An 18,673-nucleotide genomic window follows, 5' to 3' on the forward strand; every position below is an offset into this window, starting at 1 on the left:
GATTGATAATCCTTGGGATACCGCTGATACCTAACCCCTGTAGCAGAAAACTTATAATCTGAAGAAATGAGCTAACAACATCTATTTATCTCTGAGGGAGAAGTGATGGCGATGAAATTGATCATAGGCAATAAAAATTACTCATCTTGGTCTTTACGTGGATGGTTGATGTTAAAAGCGTTTGATATCCCATTTGAAGAGATTTCTTTAACGCTGTTTAGCGACCATTTTTATACTGTTTTAAAAGATTATACCCCAGTAGAAAAGGTTCCTGTGCTGGTGGATGGGGAGCTAAGTGTTTGGGATTCATTGGCTATCTGTGAATATATTAATGAACAATATCTTGATGGCAAAGGGTGGCCAAAAGAGGTTCAAGCTAGAGCTATTGCCCGAGCAATGGTGAGTGAAATGCATTCTGGTTTCACCGCATTACGTAATGAGATGCCGATGAATTGTAGAGCGCGCCGATCTATTTTGTTGAGTGAGGCCGCTAAGAAAGATATCTCACGCATTGACCGACTATGGGCAGAGTGTTTGTCTAATTATGCAGGCAGTAATCCATGGTTATTTAGTGAGTTTAGTATTGTGGATGTGTTTTTCGCACCTATAGCCCTGCGATTTAAAACATATGGGGTTCAACTTTCTACTGAGTCTGCTGCTTATCAAGAACATTTGCTTGCACATCCTGCTATGGCGTTATGGTTAATCGATGCGCTTAAAGAAACAGATATAGTGCAGGAAGATGAGGCTGGTGAAGAGCTTGGACCACTTAATTAAGTAGCTAAAAAGCCGTAACTTATATCAAGTTACGGCTTTTTAGCTATCTCATTGAAAATTAATGATCAAGTATTTGGCTTAAGAATAACTGTAATCTATCCGTTTGAGGGTTGTTAAATAGCTCTTCCGGAGTGTTTTGCTCAACAATTTCACCTGCATCCATGAAAATGACACGGTCAGCTACTTTTTTTGCAAACCCCATTTCATGAGTTACGCATAGCATCGTCATTCCTTCATCGGCGAGTTCCACCATGACATCGAGTACTTCTTTGATCATTTCTGGATCAAGTGCCGAGGTTGGTTCATCAAAAAGCATGATTTCGGGATTCATACAAAGAGATCGGGCGATAGCAACACGTTGCTGTTGTCCCCCAGATAGCTGACCTGGAAATTTCTGTGCTTGATCTGGAATTTTAACGCGCTCAAGGTATTTCATAGCGATCGCTTCAGCTTCTTTCTTAGGCTTCTTCTGAACCCAGATCGGACCTAAAGTTAGATTCTCAAGAATAGTCAGGTGCGGGAAAAGGTTAAAATGCTGGAATACCATGCCTACTTCACGACGGATCGCTTCGATGTTTTTTACATCTTCTATCATCTCAACACCGTTCACGATTAGTGAACCACGCTGAAACTCTTCTAGGCGGTTAATACAGCGAGTCATGGTAGATTTACCCGAACCCGAAGGGCCACAGATAACAATACGCTCACCTTTTTTGACGCGCAGGTTGATATCTTTCAACACATGAAAATCGCCATACCACTTATTAAGGTCTTTGATGATGATAATGTCGTCATTGTTTTCAATACTTTGTTCGTGGTTAATGCTCACAAAGATATCCTCTTAATTTTTATGGCTAGTGTCTAGCTTACGTTCAATGGATGAGCTGATCATGGACATACTGAAACAGCAGATCCAAAAAACAACCGCCACAAATAGATAGCCTTCCGTTGAATGCCCGCCTAACCAGTTTGAGTTGGTTAATGCGGTTTGAGTTGTACTTAACATCTCAAAAATACCAATAATCAATAGGAAAGTTGTGTTTTTAAATAGCATAACGAAAGTTGCCAAAATATTTGGCATAGAGATTTTGATAACTTGCGGAAGAATAATTAGGAGTGTTTTTTGCCAAAAGCCAAGCCCTAAAGAGTCGGCCGCTTCGTACTGGCCATTAGGTACTGCTTGGAAACCGCCTCGAAATACTTCTGCCATATAGCCAGACATAAAGAGTGTCAGTACGATCCAAACACGTAACAGTTTGTCTACATTGGTTCCTTCAGGAAAGAACAGCGGTAGCATAACCGAGCCCATAAAAAATAGGGCTAATACAGGTACGCCGCGGAAGAACTCAATTAATATAACACTCACGCTGCGAATGAATGGCATATCAGATCGTCGTCCTAAAGCCCAAAGAAAGCTCAAAGGAAAAGCGACGATGATGCTAGCAGCGGCTAGCATTACGTTAAGAGTGAAGCCGCCCCAATAGTCGGTGGCAACATATTCTAGACCGATGAGAGAGCCGTCTAAAAGTATGATGGATAAAAACGGCAGTAATAAAAATAAGGGAATAGCGATTTTATTACGTAAATCTTTATGGAGTTTAAAGGACGCGACAATGATTGCTACCAAAGCGAGTAAGCAAGTGTTAATTCTCCATAGCTCTTCGACAGGGTAGCTGCCGTAGAAAAACTGTTTAGACCAAGCAATGACAAATACCCAGCACGCACCGTCTTTGTTTGTACAGGCCGCTTGGGTTGTTCCAGACCAGTTGGCGGAGAAAAATAACCAATCAAATAGCGGCGGTATCACGGTTACAAAAAAAGCGATGATTGCAAGGGTGACCAGTGAGTTTAAAGGTGTTGGAAAAAGGTTATCTTTTAACCACGGAATAATACCTACAACATCATTTGGAGCGGGTTTATCGGGTAATGGTGTAAATTCTTTCATAGCATCAATTCCGTTCCGCCAACTCTACGCTTGCGTTGAATCGATTCATCACAAACGAGATAGTCATATTGATCACAAAGTAAACCGCCATGGTCATAAACACGATCTCAATCGCTTGACCTGTTTGGTTTAACGTTGTCCCTACAAACACGGTAAAAAGGTCTGGATAGCCGATGGCTGTCGCTAGCGTCGAGTTTTTAACTAAACTTTGATATTCACTGTTTAGCAAAGGAACAATAACGCGCATCGCTTGAGGCACAATAATTAGTTTCATTATTCTGCTCTCTTTTAATCCAAGGCTTCGAGCTGCTTCTGTTTGACCATGGGGTACGGCTTGGACGCCAGCACGTACCGCTTCCGCAATGAAGGCACCGGTATAAACGGTTAAGGCTAAGGCGAGTGCCATAAGCTCAGGGATCACCGTGATGCCGCCACGGAAGTTAAATCCTTTCAATGCTGGGAAGTCCCAAACAAAAGGAATACCGGACAGTAATAACGCAATCAGGGGGAGGCCAAATAAAATGCCTAAACTTGTTAGAAATACCGGAAACTGCTGCCCTGTGTCATTTTGGCGCTTTCTAGCCCATCGAGCTAAAAAAAAGATCGCGGTGAATGCTAGGCCAATAGCGGTATAGACAAACCCTGCACCGGATTCGGCAATCAAGCCGGGTAGGTATAAACCACGCACATTGAGAAATATAGCCTCTCCGATGCTAAGACTCTGGCGCGCACTAGGTAATGTTGCTAGCACAGCGAAATACCAGAAAAATATCTGCAGTAGTAAAGGGATGTTACGAAATGTTTCAATATAAGCAACGGCTAGTTTTCTGATTAACCAGTTTTTGGAAAAATGGGCAACACCCATCAAGAAACCCACAATAGTCGCGAGTACTATGCCTATAGTAGAAACTAAAATAGTATTTAACAGGCCTACAATGAATGTCCGGCCATAAGAATAAGTAGCATCATAGGGAATCAGTGACATTAAGATATCAAAGCCTGCGGTTGTAAATAAAAAGTCGTAACCGCTTTTAATGCCTCTGGCTTCCATATTCGCCAGTGTGTTTGTGATAATGCCGTAGAAAAAATAGACCAAGCCCGCGAGTAATAAAAACTGATAAATCAGTGAGCGGTTTCTTGGATTATTGAAGAAGGAGGGTGAGGATTTCACCTGAGGCTTTTCAGACATAATTAAGCACTTATCTTCAGAAGGTTAGTAGTAAACATAGCAGAGGGACAATATATGTCCCTCTTTTTTATGTTTTATTAACGTACTGGAGACGAATACATAAGACCGCCTTCATTCCACTGAGCATTTAGACCGCGAGCAATCTTCAGTGGTGAACCTGCGCCTACATTGCGTTCAAAGCTCTCTGCGTAGTTACCAACCTGCTTCACGATGTTGTAACCCCACTCTGCTGGGATGCCCATTTTAGCACCGGAATCGCCTTCAGAGCCCATCAAACGTTTCTGTGATGGGTTGCCTTCTGCTTTGGCTTTATCGGCAGAAGCGCTGTCAATGCCTAAGAATTCAGCTTCTACCATTGCCATTAAGGACCAACGAACAATATTAAACCAAGCATCATCACCTTGGCTTACAACAGGGCCTAGTGGTTCTTTAGATATCACTTCTGGAAGTACGATGGCTGAGGAAGGGTCAGATAAGCCAATGCGCAGCGCATAAAGTTGAGATTGATCAGACGTTAGTACATCGCAACGGCCACTCTCAAATCCAGCACGAGTTTGGTCAGATGTGTCAAACGTAATGGCGTTATAAGTAAGGCCGTTTGCGCGGAAATAATCGGCTAAGTTTAACTCGGTTGTTGTTCCTGCTTGAATACAGACGGCCGCTCCGTCTAGTTCCAATGCACTTTTAACCCCTAGGGCTTTAGAAACCATAAAGCCTTGTCCATCATAGTAGTTAACCCCAGCGAAATTCAAACCTAGCGATGTATCGCGAGTATGGGTCCATGTAGTGTTACGGGATAAAATATCAATTTCACCAGACTGTAAAGCGGTAAAACGCTCTTTCGCTGTTAATGGTTTGTATTGAACTTTGCTTGCATCGCCGAGTACGGCGGCTGCAACTGCACGACATACGTCCACATCCAATCCACTCCATACACCGTTTTCATCCTTCTGAGAAAAACCAGCTAAACCTGTGCTCACGCCACAAGAAACGTTGCCGCGTTTTTGAACGTCTTCCAATGTTCCAGCTTGTGCGCTCAAAGATAAACTGAGTGCTAAGCCCGTAGCGATTACTGAGGTAAGTTGTTTCATGATGTTTCTCCGTCAATTTTGGTGGCGATGATGCCGTTTTTTGTTGTTTTTATTGTTATTATTTTAGGCCAGTGATTAATAAAAACTGCTTACTAGATACACTAGCAGAATATATACCAGCCTGTGATTTAAATTATACTTTGGTTTAGATTGTCTCGAACCCCTTTGTTTTTAAGGGCTGTGGCTTTGTTGTGATTTGTCTAATATGACGGTGGGCGCACTAAAAGGGAACGTTGTGAATTTTATGGTGCAAAATCAAGCGTTGACCTTGAATGTCACTCATTGTGAATATTATTGTTACTCGGTGTTCGTTTTTTTACCGTTGAATGCTAAGGCATGTTCTTTTGTAGATTAGCCTTATCTGTTTGGATAAAAAGGGCTAAGAAACTTCTCATTTTTTGCTTTGACTCTTGATAAAGAGTGACTTATTCGTATTTGGTTTGTTCCACCAGATTAAGTGGTTTTTAATGAATATATTCAAAGCGCTCTGTTTTTTTATAAATATTTAAAAGAGAGATAATACGAGGAATAAAGTTATTTTTTTATCTGAGTTTGCGGTATAAAATGCGCGCAAAATTGACGTCTTAAACTCAGCCGTCAAATCCTGTTACCTTTTAGTGTCTTAACTTGCTGATAGTGAGTGAGTTTAAGATAGGATGATATCCATATGATAACTGCTTATAGTGAAACGCTTCATAAGGGCTATGGCCAGACGTTTGATGTTGAGGAAGTCTTATTCGAGCAGCAAACGGATTCTTGGCATTTAATTATTTTTCGTAACCCTGTTTATGGAACCGTCATGGCATTGGATGGAATTATTCAAACGACTCAGCGTGATGAGTTTGTTTACCACGAAATGCTAACCCATGTACCATTAATTGCTCACGGAAATGCTAAGCGTGTATTGATTATTGGTGGAGGGGATGGCGGGATTCTGCGTGAAGTCTGTCGTCATGCTACGGTTGAGCATGTAACTCAAGTTGAGATTGATCAAGCAGTAATTGATATGTGTAAAGCGCATTTACCTGATCATTCTGCAGGTGCTTTTGATGATCCGCGTGTAAATATTGTTATTGCCGATGGCGTTGAATACGTTAACAAGGAAATGGATGACAAATTTGATGTCATTATCTCTGATTGTACGGATCCGGTTGGTCCCGGTGAAGTATTGTTCTCTAGCCGCTTCTATGAAGGTTGTAAGCGTTTGTTGAATGAGGGTGGTGTGTTTGTAGCGCAAAATGGAGTGCCGTTCCTACAACAAGATGAGGTGATCACTACCCGTCGTCGTTTGAGCCCTTATTTTTCAGATCAATCTTTCTATACTGCTGCTGTTCCGACCTATATTGGCGGTGTTATGACTTTAGCGTGGGGATCTGATAATACTGCATTACGTAAGCTAGGATTGGATGAGTTAAATCAGCGTTATGAAAAGAGTGGTATTATTACTCGTTATTATAACCCACAGATGCATATAGGCTGTTTTGGGCTTCCGCAATATTTGCTCACGGCGTTGGAAGAAGTTTAGCTTTTTCTATACTGAAGAGCCGGTCGACTGACCGGCTTTTTTGTGTCTTTTTTCTGCTAGGCTCTAAATGTGAATTCTATGCGTTTTTTTAGGTTTTTATCTTTTGAATAGTTATATCCGCCTTTCAGGTTTCTATTTTTTCTACTTTGCTCTGCTCGGTGCTTTGGTTCCTTATTGGAGCTTGTATCTGATTTCGTTTGATTTTGATGCACAAACAGTGGGTTCTTTAATGGCACTGCTCCAAGCGTCTCGAATTGTGGCGCCTAATTTATGGGGATGGGTCGCGGATAAAAGTGGTAAACGTGTAGAGATTGTTCGTTTTGGCGCGTTAATGACCTGCTTAATGTTTATCAGTATGTTTTGGCAAGATACCGCTTTAGGCATTGGTTTAGTGATGTTGGCATTTAGCTTTTTTTGGAATGCAGTTTTACCTCAGTTTGAGGTGATTACACTAGAAGAGTTGGGTGATCAGAAAGATAAGTACAGCCAAATCAGATTGTGGGGATCAATCGGTTTTATTGTTACGGTGGTTGGGATAGGTGCGTTACTGGATTTTATTAATATTCGGTGGTTGCCGGGCCTTATGCTTATCTTAATGTTATGTATTTGGTTGAATACACTGCTAATTCCTAAGCCTGCGGTGCTTGATCAGATTGATGTAGAAAAAAGCTGCAATTTGGGGTTTATGGCGTTATTGCTACGACCGCAAGTTGTTATCTTTTTTATTATCTGTTTTCTTGTTCAGTTTGGGCATGGAGCTTACTACACATTTTACAGTGTATTGATGGTTGATGTCGGTTACAGCCGTACAGAGATTGGCCTACTTTGGGCTGTAGGTGTGATAGTTGAAGTTTTAGTGTTTATTTATATGCATTGGATGCTACAGCATTGGGGCATCCGTAATATTATGTTGGTGAGTTTGTTTTTATGTGTTGTACGCTGGCTGTTGATTGGAACTGTGCCGGAAAATTTAGGTCTCATGTTGTTCGCACAAACGTTGCACGCTGCTACATTTGGTAGTTTACATGCGGTAGGAATTGCACTAGTGCATCAGTATTTTTCAAGGCAGACTTATGGACAAGGGCAGGCCCTGTTTTCAAGTGTAGGTTTTGGCTTAGGTGGTGCATTAGGAGCTTTTCTTAGTGGTATCTTATGGGATGATTTTGGCGCGTTTTATACCTTTGGATTGTCCGCTTTAGCGAGTATTTTGGCTATGCTCCTAGCATTGATATGGATCTATCCTGAAAGGGTGAAGAAAAACTATTGATCTGGATATTTTGCACTGCGGTTATTTTACTATAGGATTAGAGATACAGAGCTATCCGACCTAGGAGTCAGAGAGTGAAATTTAAGATTGATATTGATATGTCCCCTGAAGAGCTGCGTAAAGTACTGGGTTTACCAGATGTGCAGCGATTACAGGAAGATATGATGGCAAAGATCACTGAACGAATGGAATCCGGTGCTGAGGGATATGATCCTTTGACTTTGTTTAAGCCATATTTGACGGGTGGGGTTGGCTCAATGGAAGCACTGCAAAAACTTATGATGAATCTAATGACATCTGCGTATAAAAATTCTAACAGTGCGGATAATAAAGATGACTGATCAAAGTGATGGTCAGGCTAATTCAAAGGAATCTTATGAGAGAGATAGTAGCTTGCGTATTCTAAGAAAATATACCAATCGTCGTTTGTATGACACATCCCGCAGTTGTTATGTGACATTAGATGATGTAAAGCAGCTTGTATTAAGCGGAGAAGCTTTTAAAGTTGAAGATTCTAAAACGGGGAATGATTTAACCCGTAATATCCTTTTACAGATTATTAGTGAGCAGGAAGCCCTAGGGCATGGTACTTTGCTTACTAATCAAGTTTTACAGCAACTGATCCGTTTTTATGGTGATAGTATGCAAGGAATGATGAGTCAGTATTTAGAGCAGAGTATTGCTTCATTTTTAGAACATCAAGATCGTATTCGTGATCAGATGCAAACCATGATGGGGGCCGCTAATCCATTAACGATGATGAACCGTATTGCTGATCAAAATATGCAGATGTGGGGTATGTTCAAGCCGGGTGAAAACCCTGAAGGAACTGTTGATGATGATCCTGATACTAAGAATAAGCTTTAATATTTGATGTGACCTTTCTTCATGATTGAAAGAGTTTATGCTTGAAAAAAGCCGCTATTAAGCGGCTTTCTTATTTCTGTGACTTGCCTTGAAATAATTTGACACCTAAGAGGAATATTTCTGCATATCTGGCATATTCCGGCCGTAGAAAATTTCATTCATCTCTTTGTGAAGACGTTCTGTTATCTCTTGTACATCTGCTTCAGGAAGCTCCTCTTTCGTCGTACCAAAGAGGTAAGTATTGAGATCCAGATCTTTTTGCATCATTTTTGTGTGGAAAATATTTTCCTGATACACATTTACATCTAACATCTGATAGTTGTCATGGATATCAGGGGTAAAGAAGTTTTGAATAGAATTAATATCGTGATCGATATAATGTTTTACTCCTTTAATATCGCGTGTAAAACCGCGGATACGGTAATCAATAGTAACGATATCAGATTCCAATTGGTGGATTAGGTAGTTCAAGGCTTTCAGTGGCGAAATAATGCCGCACGTGGATACTTCAATATCTGCTCTGAATGTACAGATGCCGTCATCAGGGTGTGCTTCAGGGTAAGTATGAACACAGATATGACTTTTATCTAAATGTGCGACTACAGAGTCAGGCATAGGGCCTGGCTTCTCTGTTGTATCCACATCTTCTGAGTCTTTAATAGGCTCTTCTGCAACCAATATAGTAACGCTAGCACCTTGGGGCTCATAATCTTGGCGGGCTATATTGAGAACATTGGCACCAATAATCTCACAACACTCACTGAGAATTTCAGTTAAACGGTCAGCATTGTATTGCTCGTCTATATATTCAATATACTCCGCTTTTTGTTGTGGAGTTTGAGCGTAGCAGACGTCATAGATACAAAAGCTCAGGCTTTTTGTCAGGTTGTTAAAACCTTCAAGCTTGATTTTCTTATTCGTTGGCAAGGCGGTTTGCTCCGAAAAAGCACTACAAAGTTTTAGTCGCGCGATTTTAGTAAACTATTTGGCGTGGAGGAAGTAAAAAATTACAGTAATATCGTTTGGTTAAACGCATTCCTGTTTAATTTTTTAGCGATTTTTATTCTTTCGTGTTGATATATAAGAGGTTTAATCTCTATTCACCAACCAATCAGCAATATTAGGTGCAACTTGTGTTTGAGATTTACCTGATACAAAAACACCAATATGGCCAGCCTTCACCTCTATCGCTTGGTAATCAGAGGATGAAACGTACTTATTAAGTACTTTTGATGCGTTTGGTGGGACTAGGTGATCGAAACTGCCAAAAATATTAAGTATTGGATGGGTTATATTGGCTAAGTCAACGCGTTTATCGCCGATCATTGCCTCAGCCTTAATTAGCTTGTTCTGTTGAAAAAATTGAGTGATAAACTGCCGAAAAGCTTCACCCGCCTGATCGGGGCTATCGTAGATCCACTTCTCCATGCGTAAAAAGCTTAACGCACGCTCTTTGTCTTCGAGTTGGTTTGGCATACCTAAGTTTTTCTGTACCCCTAAGCGCATCGGCATTAAAGAATTGTAGGAATCATTCAGCATACTGCCGGGTATATTCCCATAAGTTTCAACAGCCAGATCAGCGTCAACATATTTGGCTAAGTGATAAAGTAGGTTGTCGTCAGTTTGAAAGTCAACGGGCGTAACCATGGGAATAAGGTTTTTAATTTTATCTGGGTTTAGTGCTGTGTAGCATAAGCTAAAAGTCCCACCTTGGCAGATACCAAGCAGGTTTGTTTGCTCTGTTTCAGCGTGTTGGAGCACAGAATCAACACAATTATTGATATACTCATTGATGTAATCGTCGAGATCTAAATAACGATCAGCCGCATCCGGGTAGCCCCAGTCAATCAGGTAGATATCTAAACCTAGCTCTAATAAGCGTTGCAGCATCGATCGCTTTGCTTCTAGATCGATCATATAAGGGCGGTTCACCAGTGCGTAGCAGATCAATAAAGGGGTTTTACAGCGCTTCTCTGACGTAGCCTGATAATAACGAAGTTTCAGTTTGTCTTCTTTGTAGATTACATCATAAGGGGTGGAGTCGACATCAACCTCTTTAAGTTGGGCGAGCGTATTATAGCTTTTTAATAGTTTCCGATTAAACTCAAAGAGTTCCTGAGATACGGTGGCTATATCAAGATCGAATCCGTTCATAACCGATTACCCTTTAACTGCTTTTTTTAGTGTCGCCAGCTCTTTTTTTAAAGCAGCAACCTCATTTTTAAGTTCTACTAGCATCGCGGTTGTGGAATCAGTTTGTAATTTATCGACTTGTTGTTGCAATTGGACGAAATCGCGGCGATTGGCCCTCATCTCCTTACGAAGCTTATGTTGGCGCTGCAGTGCTGTGTCTAGCCCTTTATGTGTCGCTAGGCCGACAGATTGAAAGTGTATGTCTCGTACATCTTGGACAAACTTTTTAAGTCGCATTAGGGCGTTGCTGATACGGCCATGCGCTCGCTGGTAAACATCGGTTAGTATCGTTTTGGTATAAGCGGATTCGTATGCATCGACCCAAATATCATGTAGCTGTTGCAAGCTGGAGATTTTTGTATCGCCATTCGTCAGTGTTTTTAGCATCTGATTAGAGGCGCTTTTATTGATAGAACTGTAATGTTTTACATAGTCCTGTAAAGCTTCTTGATATTCCATCGTTAATTTAATGGCTTCTCTTAACTGCTCTTGTGTTTCTCTTTGGGTGCCTACAACCGGTGTTTCTAATAAACTTTTCATACCGCTAATAAACGGATTCTCAAAAAACAGGTCATCTTGAAAACTGTGAGTTTTAAACAGTGCGGCAAACTGTTCAGGAAACTGCCATTGTTGCATCAGCGCGTCTGACGTTTGCTGTTGCATATATTGTTGGAAATGCAAAACAGCTTCATTTAAGTGTTGTTCGCCGCCTTCTTTGTACTGCTTAAGCAATTGCTCACCGTACTGAGTGAAATTGCTTGATTGTGCACCGAGTATATCGAGCAGTTGCGAAAATTGTTGAGGTACTTCTTGATGGACCTTTTTTTGGTTCTTAGCAATAAATTCAGCCCATTCTTCAGGTGATTGAACATCGCTACCAGAAGAAATGCTCTTCCAGTATGTTTTTTGGGCATCCAGCAAGGCTTCAATGTTTAAGCCGCTATTTTCCATCAGTTCCATCTCTCCGGCGTTGCTAAGTAGACTTATCTTATTACATCCTGCAGCGGCTGACATTAGATTATCGTTGGGACTTTAGCATCTCTACTAGATGACTAGCTGCATTAGATAGTGTTCTGTTTCTATGATAGATAATGCCCAAATTACGATGAACAGGCTCTGAATCAACAACATTAAGTACCTTGAGCTCCTCTCCAACTAAACTTTGTGGTAAAAGGCTCCAGCCTAAGCCAATTGTGACCATCATTCTTATGGTATCTAGATAATTTGTCGACATCGTTACATTTAATATTAATTCATGTTGCAGAAACAATGTTTCAACTAAAGAGCGAGTAAATGTATTACTACTAGGTAATATTGCATTGTAATGGGTTAACTCTTCTAGACTGATTTGGTCTTTTTTCGCTAAAGGGTGGTCTTTAGAGACTACGTACATGAGTAAATCATCCCAGATAAGGTCAGAATGTATGGATGGATCTGGTTCTGGAGAGAGTGTGATCAGCGCGAGTTCAAAGTCTCCTTTTAATACGCCTTCGTAAGCGACTTCAGATTCCGCAAACTGTAGATCGAGTTCTACCTTTGGGTATTCTTTAGAGAACTGCTTTAAGTGTGGTGGTAGCCTATGTAGGCTTATATGATGACTTGCTGCGAGCGATAACCCTCCGGTGACTTCGCCTGCAGTAAGATTCCCAATCGTTCTTTTAGCATCATCTAATTGTAGCAGTATATCTTTTGCTCTAGGTAGCAGAGCATTTCCTGCTTCTGTTAATGAAACGGTACGTCCGATACGATCAAATAGCTTACTGTTTAGCTGATCTTCCAGTAGCGCAATACGTTTGCTTATAGCTGATTGAGTTAAATAAAGGTGATCTGCTGCTTTTGAGAAAGAGCTGCTTTCGGCAACGGCTATAAAAGCTTGTAGGGTGTTTGTGTCCATTTTTTTGCTCCAGAAACTTAGCTAGATCTTATCTATTCCTTTTGGGAATGCAAACTATTAAAAATATGAATTTGTGTTGTGCAATTATCTACACTAGGATGGCGACATACAAAAAATTGATAGGCTCTTTGGGCGGATCTATCAATATAAGAAGAGAGTGAGGTGAGTTCCCATGGCTGGACAAACATTATATGACAAATTATTTGATGCGCATTTAGTGCGTACCAATGATGACGGTAGTTCGTTGCTTTATATTGACCGTCAGGTACTGCATGAAGTGACATCGCCGCAGGCGTTTGAAGGGCTAAGAATTGCGGGTCGTAAGCCATGGAGAATTGATGCCAATATCGCAACGCCGGATCATAATGTGCCGACTACCGAGCGTTCCGGTGGTGTAGATTTGATCGTTGATCCTGTCTCTAAAATCCAGGTTAAAACCTTAGATGAAAACTGCAATGAATTTGGCATTCTTGAATTTAAAATGAATGATCACCGTCAAGGTATCGTTCATGTAATGGCACCAGAGCAGGGCGCTATTCTTCCAGGCGTAACGGCTGTTTGTGGTGATTCACACACAGCAACTTTAGGTGCACTTGGGGCACTTGCTCATGGTGTAGGTACCTCAGAAGTTGAGCATGTATTGGCAACACAGTGTTTGATCACCAAAAAAATGAAAAACATGCTAGTGCGTGTTGATGGTGAGTTGGGCATTGGTGTTACACCTAAAGATGTTGTCTTGCATGTTATTGGTGTAATTGGTACAGCTGGTGGAACAGGGTATGCCATTGAGTTTGGTGGCGAAGTATTCCGCAATATGTCTATGGAAGGGCGTATGACGGTCTGTAATATGGCGATTGAAGCAGGTGCTCGTGTAGGTCTGGTCGCTGTAGATAAAATCACATTGGATTATGTTGAAGGTCGTCCATTTTCACCTAAAGGTGAACAGTGGGATCTTGCTGTTAAAGCATGGAAAACATTAGTTTCTGATGCGGATGCTGAGTTTGATGAGGTTGTCGCGATTAATGGTAGTGATATTGAGCCTCAAGTGACTTGGGGTACATCCCCAGAGATGGTTGTAGGTGTAAGTGATCAAGTACCAAATCCAGCAAATGAAACGGATTCTGTGAAAATAGACGGTATTAATCGAGCATTAAAATACATGGGGCTTGAAGCCGACCAGAAAATTACTGATATCAAGCTTGATCGTGTATTTATCGGTTCTTGTACAAACTCACGTATTGAAGATCTGCGCGATGCGGCGAAAGTAGTGGAAGGGCGTAAAGTTGCAAGCAATATTATTCAAGCGCTGGTTGTACCAGGTTCTGGTTTGGTGAAAACCCAAGCGGAAAAAGAGGGATTGGATAAGATTTTTATCGAAGCGGGTTTGGAGTGGAGAGAGCCGGGTTGCTCAATGTGTCTAGCAATGAATCCTGATAAGTTAGGCAATGGTGAGCATTGTGCATCGACCTCTAACCGTAACTTTGAGGGTCGCCAAGGCTTTGGTGGACGTACTCATTTAGTGAGTCCTGCAATGGCTGCTGCTGCTGCCGTGACTGGGCATTTCGTTGATGTGCGTGAATTACTTCAGGCAAATGGTTAATTTAAGGTATCGAGGAGAGCCTAATGAATAAGTTTACTTTGCATACAGGTATTGCTGCTCCGCTTGATCGAGCAAATATCGATACTGACATGATCATCCCAAAGCAGTTTTTGAAGTCGATTAAACGCTCAGGGTTCGGTAAGAATTTATTTGATGAGTTGCGTTATCTAGATGAGGGGCAGCCTGATCAAGAATGTACGGGTCGCCCATTAAATGAAGACTTTGTACTGAATAAAGCCCGTTATCAGGGCGCAAGTGTATTGTTGGCGCGCGAGAACTTTGGTTGCGGTTCAAGCCGTGAGCATGCCCCCTGGGCGTTAGAAGATTTTGGGATTCGCTCTGTGATTGCGCCGAGCTTCGCTGAGATCTTCTATAATAATTGTTTCAAAAATGGCCTGTTACCTATTGTTCTTAGTGATGAGCAAGTCGATCAGTTGTTTACTGAAGTGGAAGCGTCTGAAGGTTATCAGTTAACGATTAATCTTGAAAAACAGCTTGTTGTTACACCATCAGGCGAAGAGATAGCCTTTGATATTGATGGCTTTCGTAAACACTGCTTGCTTAATGGTTTAGATGATATAGGGCTAACTCTTCAGCATGCTGATGAAATTAAGGCTTATGAAGCTAAGCGTAAAGCAGAGGCGCCTTGGTTGTTTGGTGCTATTCAGTAATCGTTTTTATGTTTGTTCATTCCAGCATAAGTAGATAAAAATTTTAAATCTTGCAATCGTAAGATGAAGGAAAGGTTAAGTAGATGTCTAAGAATGTATTGATCCTGCCAGGTGATGGTATAGGTCCTGAAATTGTAACTGAAGCTCGTCGTGTTTTAGAGTTGGTAAATGCGCAGGATAATTTAGGTCTTGAGTTGACAGAAGCGCTTGTCGGCGGTGCTGCTATTGATGCTGATGGTGTGCCGCTTCCTGAAGCGACGCTTGCCGCGGCTAAAGCTGCAGATGCTATTTTGTTAGGAGCCGTGGGTGGGCCACAGTGGGATACTAACCCTGATTTCCAGATCCGTCCTGAAAAAGGGCTGTTAGGTATTCGTTCTAATTTGGGACTGTTTGGTAACTTGCGCCCAGCTATTTTGTACCCTCAGCTGGCTCATGCCTCTTCGCTGAAACCAGAAATTGTTTCGGGCCTTGATATTCTGATTGTACGTGAATTAACGGGCGGCATTTACTTTGGTCAGCCGCGGGGTATTCGTGAGAAAGAGGGTGGTATTCGTGAAGGCTACAATACCTATGTTTATGATGAGAATGAGATTCGTCGCATTGGTCGTGTGGCCTTTGAAGCGGCGATGGCTCGTGATAAGCGCCTTTGTTCTGTCGATAAAGCTAATGTATTGGAAGTAACTGTTCTATGGCGCGAAATAATGGAAGAGCTTGCTAAGGAATATCCGGAAGTCGAGCTTAGCCATATGTATGTAGATAACGCTGCAATGCAGTTAGTACGTGCACCTAAGCAGTTCGATGTAATGGTAACCGGCAATATGTTTGGTGATATTCTGTCTGATGCCGCCGCAATGCTAACGGGGTCTATCGGTATGTTGCCTTCGGCTTCTCTTGATGTGGATGGTAAAGGCATGTACGAGCCATGCCACGGTTCTGCACCTGATATTGCTGGGCAAGGCCTTGCTAACCCATTAGCTACCATCTTGTCTGCAGCGATGATGTTACGCTACTCCTTAGGTGCAAGTGATAGTGCTGATCGTATTGAAAAAGCAGTTAGCACCGTGCTAGATCAAAACTTCCGTACAGGGGATATTTGGTCTGAAGGTATGCAGAAAGTCTCTACTTCAGAGATGGGTGATGCGGTGGTTGCAGCACTTAGTTGAGCTGTGAAATAGAACCTTGATAGATAAGCTCAATTATAGCGTCTAACACGGTTTTATTGCATAATGTTCGTCCTTGTCGGTTCCAGAGGTAGTAATTTACTTTTGGAGCCGATTTTGTGTTTATTTGAACCCGAATTTTTTGGTGAATTTGATGAAACGTGTAGGTTTTGTTGGCTGGCGCGGAATGGTTGGTTCCGTGTTAATGCAACGCATGATAGAAGAACGAGATTTCGATCACATCGAAGAGCCGGTCTTCTTCACTACTTCTCAGGTAGGACAGGCTGGTCCAGATATTGGTAAAGATATTCCAGCGTTGAAAGATGCAGCATCTATTGAAGAGCTTAAACAGATGGATGCCATTATTTCCTGCCAAGGTGGTGACTACACGAAACAGGTTTACACTGACCTGCGTTCAGCTGGTTGGGATGGTTATTGGATCGATGCTGCCTCTTCTTTGCGTATGGATGATAGTGCGATTATCGTGCTAGACCCCGTTAACATAAATGTCATCAAAGATGGCTTGAGCAGCGGCGTTAAAACCTTTGTCGGTGGTAACTGCACTGTATCACTAATGCTTATGGGTCTAGGTGGTTTGTTCCAAGCAGATCAGATTGAGTGGATGACATCTATGACCTATCAGGCTGCTTCAGGTGGCGGTGCGCGTCATATGCGTGAATTGATCTCCCAAATGGGGGTGATCAACGATTCTGTAGCGACCGATTTAGCAAATCCAGCCAGTGCTATTCTTAATATAGACCGTCAAGTGGCTGAAACGATTCGTAGTGACGCGATGCCGGTCGATAATTTTGGTGTACCTTTGGCGGGCTCTTTGATTCCATGGATCGATACTAAGCTTGAAAATGGTCAGAGCCGTGAAGAGTGGAAGGCTTATGCTGAAACTAACAAGATTCTTGGTTTAGACGATAGACCGATTCCTATTGATGGTACGTGTGTTCGTATTGGTGCAATGCGGTGTCATAGCCAAGCATTTACCATCAAACTGAAACAAAATGTGCCAATGGATGAGATCGAGTCTATGCTGGCAGAAGCGAATGATTGGGTTAAGGTTGTACCTAATGAACGCGATATAACGGCGCAAGAGTTAACACCAGCTAAAGTGACTGGGACATTGAGTGTGCCTATAGGTCGTTTGCGCAAAATGAATTTAGGCGATGAATTTCTAAATGCATTTAGCGTAGGTGATCAGTTGTTATGGGGTGCGGCTGAGCCGTTGCGTCGTATGTTGAGAATCTTGTTGGAAGATTAGCTTTTCTGGCACGAATCAAATTTTTTACTAGCCCGACTTTGTTCGGGCTGGTTTGTTTTTAGGGTATGAAAAAATGGAACAAGGCTATAAAGTTGCAGTTGTTGGCGCAACAGGTATGGTTGGTGAGGCTATATTAGAAATTTTGGAACAAAGGGAGTTTCCTGTTGATGAGCTGTTCTTGCTTGCAAGTAGTAACAGTGTAGGGAAGAGTATGCAATTTAGTGAAAAATCGTATCGTGTGACTGATATAGATGAGTTTGACTTCTCTATTGCCCAGATTGCTTTCTTCACGGCAGGATCGTTGGTTTCAGAGGAGTATGCGCAAGCCGCAGCGGATCAAGGCTGTATTGTTATTGATAATACCTCCTGCTTTCGGTATGAATATGATGTTCCGTTGGTTATTCCTGAGGTTAATCCTGAAAGTATTGCTGATTTCCGTAACCGAGGGATTATTGCTAATCCTAATTGTTCTACGATCCAGATGCTTTTGGCATTAGCTCCAATTCACCGTCATGCTTCAATAAAGAGAATTAATGTTGCTACCTATCAGGCAGTATCAGGTAGTGGAAAAAAAGGTATTGAAGAGTTAGCAGGGCAAACGGCCAAACTGCTAAATGCTCAAACGCCAGAAAATGACGTTTATCCTAAACAGATCGCCTTTAATGTGCTGCCGCAAATTGATGATTTCCAAGATAATGGCTACACAAGAGAAGAGATGAAAATGGTTTGGGAGACCCAGAAAATATTGGGCGATGAAGCGCTAAGCGTTAATCCTACCTGTGTCCGTGTACCTGTTTTCTTTGGTCATAGTGAGGCTGTACACTTGGAATGTTGGGATAGTATCAGTGCTGAAGAAGTAAAAGAATTGATGGTGCAATCTCCGGGTATAGAGTTGGTTGATGAACAGGTTGATGGCGGATATGCTACAGCAGTAAGTGACGCAGCGAAGAATGATGATGTATTCGTTAGTCGTGTTAGGGAAGATATTTCTTGTGAAAATGCTATAAATATGTGGATAGTTGCCGATAACGTTAGAAAGGGAGCTGCCTTAAACAGCGTACAAATAGCGGAAATTTTGGTCCAACAGTACATTTAAAGGGCTTATATCATAGGAAATGCAAACAGGTGTTTGTATTTCCTTGACCAATAAGTGGTTTATAAACAATACTGTGGGAAGATTTCGGAATCGCAACCCTCGGATTAGTGTAGGGTTTTGTGGGTAGG

General features: G+C 41.8%; 18 protein-coding genes. 10 read left to right on the forward strand and 8 right to left on the reverse strand.

What is annotated here, in order from left to right; translation table 11 throughout:
* The first annotated feature begins 111 nt into the window (after nucleotides 1–111).
* Nucleotides 112–777 carry a glutathione S-transferase family protein gene (locus A3774_RS04855; protein ID WP_067864142.1) on the forward strand — a complete coding sequence of 222 codons (666 nt, stop codon included), beginning with the start codon at nucleotides 112–114 and terminating at the stop codon, nucleotides 775–777.
* A 58-nt stretch (nucleotides 778–835) separates the two neighbouring features.
* Here A3774_RS04855 and A3774_RS04860 read toward each other — a convergent pair whose 3' ends face one another.
* From A3774_RS04860 to A3774_RS04875, 4 genes are all read right to left on the reverse strand, one after another.
* Nucleotides 836–1,600 (reverse strand): amino acid ABC transporter ATP-binding protein, encoded by a 765-nt coding sequence (locus A3774_RS04860; protein ID WP_407937490.1) that lies wholly within the window; start codon nucleotides 1,598–1,600, stop codon nucleotides 836–838.
* Nucleotides 1,601–1,618: 18 nt separating this feature from the next.
* Nucleotides 1,619–2,722, reverse strand: a complete 1,104-nt coding sequence (locus A3774_RS04865) for an amino acid ABC transporter permease (RefSeq protein WP_067863958.1) — start codon at nucleotides 2,720–2,722, stop codon at nucleotides 1,619–1,621.
* A 4-nt stretch (nucleotides 2,723–2,726) separates the two neighbouring features.
* Nucleotides 2,727–3,911 carry an amino acid ABC transporter permease gene (locus tag A3774_RS04870; RefSeq protein WP_067863961.1) on the reverse strand — a complete coding sequence of 395 codons (1,185 nt, stop codon included), beginning with the start codon at nucleotides 3,909–3,911 and terminating at the stop codon, nucleotides 2,727–2,729.
* 77 nt (nucleotides 3,912–3,988) lie between these two features.
* Nucleotides 3,989–5,002 carry an amino acid ABC transporter substrate-binding protein gene (locus A3774_RS04875; RefSeq protein WP_067863964.1) on the reverse strand — a complete coding sequence of 338 codons (1,014 nt, stop codon included), beginning with the start codon at nucleotides 5,000–5,002 and terminating at the stop codon, nucleotides 3,989–3,991.
* Nucleotides 5,003–5,669: 667 nt separating this feature from the next.
* Here A3774_RS04875 and speE point away from each other — a divergent pair.
* The 4 genes from speE (at nucleotide 5,670) to phaR (ending at nucleotide 8,661) form a co-directional block, all read left to right on the forward strand.
* Nucleotides 5,670–6,527 carry a polyamine aminopropyltransferase gene (gene speE, locus A3774_RS04880; RefSeq protein ID WP_067863967.1) on the forward strand — a complete coding sequence of 286 codons (858 nt, stop codon included), beginning with the start codon at nucleotides 5,670–5,672 and terminating at the stop codon, nucleotides 6,525–6,527.
* Between the two features lie 103 nt (nucleotides 6,528–6,630).
* Nucleotides 6,631–7,794 (forward strand): MFS transporter, encoded by a 1,164-nt coding sequence (locus A3774_RS04885; RefSeq protein WP_067863970.1) that lies wholly within the window; start codon nucleotides 6,631–6,633, stop codon nucleotides 7,792–7,794.
* Between the two features lie 74 nt (nucleotides 7,795–7,868).
* On the forward strand, nucleotides 7,869–8,135 hold the full coding sequence (locus A3774_RS04890; protein ID WP_067863973.1) for a DUF6489 family protein: 267 nt from the start codon (nucleotides 7,869–7,871) through the stop codon (nucleotides 8,133–8,135).
* Nucleotides 8,128–8,661, forward strand: a complete 534-nt coding sequence (phaR, locus tag A3774_RS04895) for a polyhydroxyalkanoate synthesis repressor PhaR (protein ID WP_231867938.1) — start codon at nucleotides 8,128–8,130, stop codon at nucleotides 8,659–8,661. Before A3774_RS04890 ends, phaR begins: the two co-directional genes overlap by 8 nt.
* Nucleotides 8,662–8,766: 105 nt before the next feature.
* On the opposite strand, the gene speD is transcribed toward phaR, so the two are convergent.
* The 4 genes from speD to A3774_RS04915 form a co-directional block, all read right to left on the reverse strand.
* Nucleotides 8,767–9,588 carry an adenosylmethionine decarboxylase gene (speD, locus tag A3774_RS04900; RefSeq protein WP_067863977.1) on the reverse strand — a complete coding sequence of 274 codons (822 nt, stop codon included), beginning with the start codon at nucleotides 9,586–9,588 and terminating at the stop codon, nucleotides 8,767–8,769.
* A 162-nt stretch (nucleotides 9,589–9,750) separates the two neighbouring features.
* Nucleotides 9,751–10,815: a class III poly(R)-hydroxyalkanoic acid synthase subunit PhaC gene (phaC, locus tag A3774_RS04905; RefSeq protein WP_067863980.1), complete on the reverse strand. Its 1,065-nt coding sequence runs from the start codon at nucleotides 10,813–10,815 to the stop codon at nucleotides 9,751–9,753.
* A gap of 6 nt (nucleotides 10,816–10,821) precedes the next feature.
* Nucleotides 10,822–11,868: a poly(R)-hydroxyalkanoic acid synthase subunit PhaE gene (locus A3774_RS04910; protein ID WP_082792349.1), complete on the reverse strand. Its 1,047-nt coding sequence runs from the start codon at nucleotides 11,866–11,868 to the stop codon at nucleotides 10,822–10,824.
* Between the two features lie 4 nt (nucleotides 11,869–11,872).
* Nucleotides 11,873–12,748: a LysR family transcriptional regulator gene (locus tag A3774_RS04915; protein WP_067863988.1), complete on the reverse strand. Its 876-nt coding sequence runs from the start codon at nucleotides 12,746–12,748 to the stop codon at nucleotides 11,873–11,875.
* A 172-nt stretch (nucleotides 12,749–12,920) separates the two neighbouring features.
* On the opposite strand from A3774_RS04915, the gene leuC reads away from it, so the two are divergent.
* The 5 genes from leuC (at nucleotide 12,921) to A3774_RS04940 (ending at nucleotide 18,545) form a co-directional block, all read left to right on the forward strand.
* Nucleotides 12,921–14,348, forward strand: coding sequence for a 3-isopropylmalate dehydratase large subunit (gene leuC / locus A3774_RS04920; protein WP_067863991.1), 1,428 nt, complete (start codon nucleotides 12,921–12,923; stop codon nucleotides 14,346–14,348).
* Between the two features lie 23 nt (nucleotides 14,349–14,371).
* Entirely contained in the window at nucleotides 14,372–15,019 is a 648-nt protein-coding gene (gene leuD, locus A3774_RS04925) for a 3-isopropylmalate dehydratase small subunit (protein ID WP_067863994.1), read from the forward strand.
* Nucleotides 15,020–15,102: 83 nt separating this feature from the next.
* A complete protein-coding gene (leuB, locus tag A3774_RS04930) occupies nucleotides 15,103–16,182 on the forward strand; it encodes a 3-isopropylmalate dehydrogenase (RefSeq protein ID WP_067863997.1) in 1,080 nt (359 codons plus the stop codon).
* Nucleotides 16,183–16,333: 151 nt separating this feature from the next.
* The gene (asd, locus tag A3774_RS04935) at nucleotides 16,334–17,449 is read left to right on the forward strand and encodes an aspartate-semialdehyde dehydrogenase (protein ID WP_067864000.1); all 1,116 of its coding nucleotides are present in this window, start codon (nucleotides 16,334–16,336) and stop codon (nucleotides 17,447–17,449) included.
* Nucleotides 17,450–17,522: 73 nt separating this feature from the next.
* Nucleotides 17,523–18,545, forward strand: a complete 1,023-nt coding sequence (locus tag A3774_RS04940) for an aspartate-semialdehyde dehydrogenase (protein ID WP_067864003.1) — start codon at nucleotides 17,523–17,525, stop codon at nucleotides 18,543–18,545.
* Nucleotides 18,546–18,673: the final 128 nt, after the last annotated feature.

The sequence above is a fragment of the Neptuniibacter marinus genome, assembly GCF_001597725.1.
GTDB lineage: Bacteria > Pseudomonadota > Gammaproteobacteria > Pseudomonadales > Balneatricaceae > Neptuniibacter > Neptuniibacter marinus.